This window comes from Microbacterium sp. CPCC 204701 (genome assembly GCF_004010105.1).
GTDB lineage: Bacteria > Actinomycetota > Actinomycetes > Actinomycetales > Microbacteriaceae > Microbacterium.
In genome coordinates this window covers 1-4,024 of record NZ_RRYE01000278.1, presented here as the reverse complement: position 1 = coordinate 4,024, position 4,024 = coordinate 1, and the positions used below count along the sequence as shown (strand labels likewise).

The 4,024-nt window shown below is 72.4% G+C and carries 5 protein-coding genes and 1 pseudogene; 3 read left to right on the top strand and 3 right to left on the bottom strand.

Features of this window, described 5'->3' with window-relative positions; translation table 11 throughout:
• Together EIO58_RS19365 and EIO58_RS13855 are read left to right on the top strand one after the other, a co-directional pair.
• Nucleotides 1-128, top strand: a pseudogene (locus EIO58_RS19365) (MaoC family dehydratase); the annotation flags it as partial.
• Nucleotides 125-934, top strand: coding sequence for an HpcH/HpaI aldolase/citrate lyase family protein (locus tag EIO58_RS13855; RefSeq protein ID WP_127820029.1), 810 nt, complete (start codon nucleotides 125-127; stop codon nucleotides 932-934). The pseudogene EIO58_RS19365 and the gene EIO58_RS13855, both read left to right, overlap by 4 nt.
• Before the next feature lie 32 nt (nucleotides 935-966).
• Here EIO58_RS13855 and EIO58_RS13850 read toward each other — a convergent pair whose 3' ends face one another.
• On the bottom strand, nucleotides 967-1,572 hold the full coding sequence (locus tag EIO58_RS13850) for a histidine phosphatase family protein (protein WP_127820028.1): 606 nt from the start codon (nucleotides 1,570-1,572) through the stop codon (nucleotides 967-969).
• A gap of 116 nt (nucleotides 1,573-1,688) precedes the next feature.
• The gene (locus EIO58_RS13845; RefSeq protein WP_446723927.1) at nucleotides 1,689-2,546 is read right to left on the bottom strand and encodes a Sir2 family NAD-dependent protein deacetylase; all 858 of its coding nucleotides are present in this window, start codon (nucleotides 2,544-2,546) and stop codon (nucleotides 1,689-1,691) included.
• Nucleotides 2,547-2,620: 74 nt separating this feature from the next.
• On the opposite strand from EIO58_RS13845, the gene EIO58_RS13840 reads away from it, so the two are divergent.
• The gene (locus tag EIO58_RS13840; RefSeq protein ID WP_127820026.1) at nucleotides 2,621-3,424 is read left to right on the top strand and encodes a TrmH family RNA methyltransferase; all 804 of its coding nucleotides are present in this window, start codon (nucleotides 2,621-2,623) and stop codon (nucleotides 3,422-3,424) included.
• 15 nt (nucleotides 3,425-3,439) lie between these two features.
• On the opposite strand, the gene EIO58_RS13835 is transcribed toward EIO58_RS13840, so the two are convergent.
• Nucleotides 3,440-4,024 (bottom strand): SDR family oxidoreductase (locus EIO58_RS13835; RefSeq protein ID WP_127820025.1); only part of this gene is annotated, 585 nt, incomplete at its 5' end.

Sequence of the window (4,024 nt, the reverse complement as noted above, 5' to 3'; positions counted from 1 at the left end):
CATCGCGCCGCGGTCAGGGCATCGTGACGCTGCGCCATACCGGACGCAATCAGCACGGCACGGTCGTCGCGGTCGCCACGCGCGTGGCGCTCATGTGGCGCAGTCCTGAGACACAGGAGGCCTCGTGACGTTCGACCTGGGTCCCGCCCTGCTCTTCTGCCCGGCCGACCGACCCGAGCGATATGCGAAGGCGCTCGAACGCGCCGACGCGGTGATCCTCGACCTCGAGGACGCGGTCGCCGCGGATGCCAAGACCGCGGCGCGCGGCCACCTCATCGAGTCCGAGCTCGACCCGGCGCGCGTGATCGTGCGCGTGAACCCGCCCGAGACCGACGCATTCATCGCGGACCTCGCAACGCTCTCGCAGACCGACTACCGCCGCATCATGCTCGCCAAAGCCGAGTCCCCCAAGCGGGTCGGCAAGATCGACGCGAGGTTCGAGGTGATCGCGCTGTGCGAGACGGCCAAGGGCGTCGCGCAGGCCGATCGCCTGGCCGCGCTCGACAACGTCGTCGCGCTCATGTGGGGTGCGGAGGACCTCGTCGCGAGTCTCGGCGGCACCTCCAGCCGCAAGCCGAACGGCCGCTACCGTGACGTCGCGCGCTACGCGCGCTCGCGCGTGCTGCTGGCGGCGGGCGCGCGCGGCAAGGCGGCGATCGACGCCGTGCACCTCGACATCGCCGACACGAAGCGCCTGACGGACGAGGCGACGGATGCCGCGGCATCCGGATTCGCCGCCACCGCCTGCATCCATCCCAGTCAAGTCGAGGTCATCCGCGCGGCGTACCGGCCGGACCCGCGGACGGTCTCGTGGGCGCGCTCCGTGCTGGAGGCAGCAGAGGGCGAGCGGGGGGTGTTCTCGTACGACGGGCGCATGGTCGATGAGCCTGTCCTGCGCCACGCGCGTGCGGTGCTGGCGCGCGAGAGGCGCTGACGAGCCGACCCCGAGCCCAGCCCGAGCCGGGCCTACGCCACGAGGCCGGCGTAGGCGACGAGCCGCAGGTGGTCGCGCTCGTAGACGAAGTCGTGCGCGGAGCCGTTCCTCAGGCGCTCGCCGGCCGGCGGGAGTTCGCCCGCGGTGGCGTGGCGCATCATCTCGCGCATGAAAGCGCCGTGGCTGACGACGATGAGCGATGCAGCCGCCGGTGCGGTGGCGCGACGATGGTCGCGGACTGCTCGTCCGAGTGCCGCGATGCCGCGTGCGCGCAGCTCTGGCCAGGGTTCCGCTCCCGGGACCTCGGCGGTGTACCAGTCGCCCCAGCGCTCGCGGAACTCGTCGACGCCGATGCCTTCGGCTTCGCCGTAGGAGCGCTCGCGCAGCCTGCGGTACGCACGCGGAGCGGCGATCCCCAACTCGGTCGCGATGATCTCGGCGGTCTCGCGTGCCCGGGCGAGGTCGCTCGAGACGATCGAGACGGGAAGGCCGAGGTCGAGCCGGTCGCGCAGCAGCGCCGCGGTCGCGCGTGCCTGCGCGCGACCGGTGTCGTTGAGCGGGATGTCGGTCATGCCCTGGATCCGGCGGTCGCGGTTCCAATCGGTCTCGCCGTGGCGGATCAGGGTCAGCGCGGTCACACCTCGAGCCTATCCGCGCCCCGACCCGCAAGCCGCGCAGCGGCCGACGGCTCAGGTGGCACGACTCGCGGGAATGGTCACGGATATCGGCGTGTCGCGACCCCCGAGTGGGGAGGTCAATCGAGAGCCGGCAGCGAGTCGGCCAGCGCGCGCAGCACCTCGCTGGTGCCGGCGTCGATCTTGACCGTCGCCCGCGCGTCGCCGCGGGTGGCGCCGCGGTTGATGATGACGACTGGCATCCGGCGCCGCCGGGCGCGCTCGAGCAGACGGATGCCGGAATTCACGACGAGCGACGACCCCGCGACGACGAGCGCCTCGCTCGTGTGCACGAGCTGCTCAGCCTCACGGAACTTCTCGGCCGGGATGAACTCGCCGAAGAAGACGACGTCGGGCTTGAGGACGCCGCCGCAGACGCTGCACGCCGGGATGCGGAACCCCTCGACGCTCTCGGGAAGCACGTCGCCGTCAGGACCGAGGGCGACGTTCTCGGGCACCAGGATCCAGGGGTTGTCTCGCTCGACGCGCTGCGCGAGGTCGCGACGGTCGAACACCTGCCCGCAGTGGGTGCAGAACACCCGGCGCATCGTGCCGTGGAGCTCGACGACCCGTCTGCTTCCGGCGCGCACGTGGAGGCCGTCGACGTTCTGGGTCACGACGCCCGTCGCGATTCCTCGCGTCTCGAGATCGGCGACCGCCCGGTGGCCGGAGTTGGGCGCGGCGGCGGCGAACGCCCGCCATCCCAGGTGGCTGCCCACCCAGTAGCGACGCCGCGCGGCCTCGCTCGAGATGTACTGATCCACGGTCATCGGGGTCCGCACGGGCGCGCCCTGGCCGCGATAGTCGGGGATGCCGGAGTCGGTGGATACGCCGGCGCCCGTCAGCACCGCGATCCGGCGGCCCGCGAGCGCGGCGACGGCGGCGGCCACGGCATCCGTCGTCTCCGCGTCCAACGCGGTCCCGATCGTCGTGGTCACGTGGCGAACCCCCTCGGGTCGAGTGTAGGCCCGGCGGTTTTCGGGCATGTTACGCATTCTGCGAAAGTGTGACGGTGAGCATCGAACGCATCTTGGACGCCTCGGACGATCGCCTCGCCGACTACCGCGACCTGACGGATGTCGCGCTGCGGCGCGTGCGGGAGCCCGAGGAGGGCCTCTACATCGCCGAGTCGGCGAAGGTGATCGCGCGAGCGCTCGCTGCCGGCCACCGCCCGCGGTCGGTGCTGGTGCAGGAGAAGTGGCTCGACGAGATCGAGGAGCTCGTTGCGGCCCCCTCCGTGCCGGTGTACCTCGTCGAGCCCGAAGTCGCCGAGTCGCTGACCGGGTACGCCGTGCACCGCGGCGCGCTGGCCTCGATGCACCGGCCGGAGCTGCCGCCGGTCTCCGAGGTCGTCGCCGCTGCGAGGCTGGTCGTCGTGCTCGAGGACATCGTCGACCACACCAATGTGGGCGCGATCTTCCGCGCGGCCGCCGGACTCGGAGCCGATGCGGTGCTGGTGAGCCCGCGCTGCGCCGACCCGCTGTACCGCCGCAGCGTGCGGGTGAGCATGGGAACGGTGTTCCAGGTGCCGTGGACCCGGCTGCCGGAGTGGGGCGAGGCGCGCGGAGTGCTGCACGGTGCCGGCTTCGCACTCGCCGCGCTCGCGCTCGCCGACGATGCAGTGAGCCTCGACGCGTTCAGCGCGAGGCGCCCGGAGCGGGTCGCACTGCTCCTCGGTGCCGAGGGCGACGGCCTGTCTCGCCGAGCTCTCGAAGCGGCCGACACGGTGGTGACGATCCCGATGGCGGGGAGCGTGGACTCGCTCAACGTCGCGGCCGCGAGCGCCGTCGCGCTGTGGGAGCTGCGCGCGCGCTGACTCCGTGCTCTCCGGTCAGGCGCCGGGGCGGACGGTGAGCTCGGTGAGCTCCGCGTCGCGCGGCAGGTCGAGCGCCGCGAGGATCGTCGTCGCGACGGACGCAGGGTCGATCCACTGCGACGCGTCGTAGTCGGCGCCCTCCTGCTGGTGCACCTTCCGCTGCATCGGCGTGGCCGTCCGGCCGGGATACACCGTCGTGACGCGCACGTCGTTCTCGCGCTCCTCGGCGCGCACCGCGTCGGCGATCGCGCGGACGGCGAACTTGCTGGCCGCGTACGCGCCCCACTCCGGGCTCACTCGCAGTCCGGCTCCGGAGTTCACGAAGACGATCTGCCCGCGCGCGGCGCGCAGCGCCGGCAGCATGAGCCGCGTGAGCTCGGCGGGCGAGACCGCGTTGACGTTGAGCTGCTGCTGCCACGTCGTGACCGGAGTGTCGGCGACGGTGCCGAGCTCGACGACGCCGGCGACGTGGAGGAGGGAGTCCAGTCGCGGCGGAGCGCTCTGCTGGCCGAACGCCCACGACAGTCTCGTCGGCTCTGCGAGATCGCCGACCAGCGTCTGCGCGCCGGGGAATCGCTCGCGCAGCTGCGCCGCGCGCCC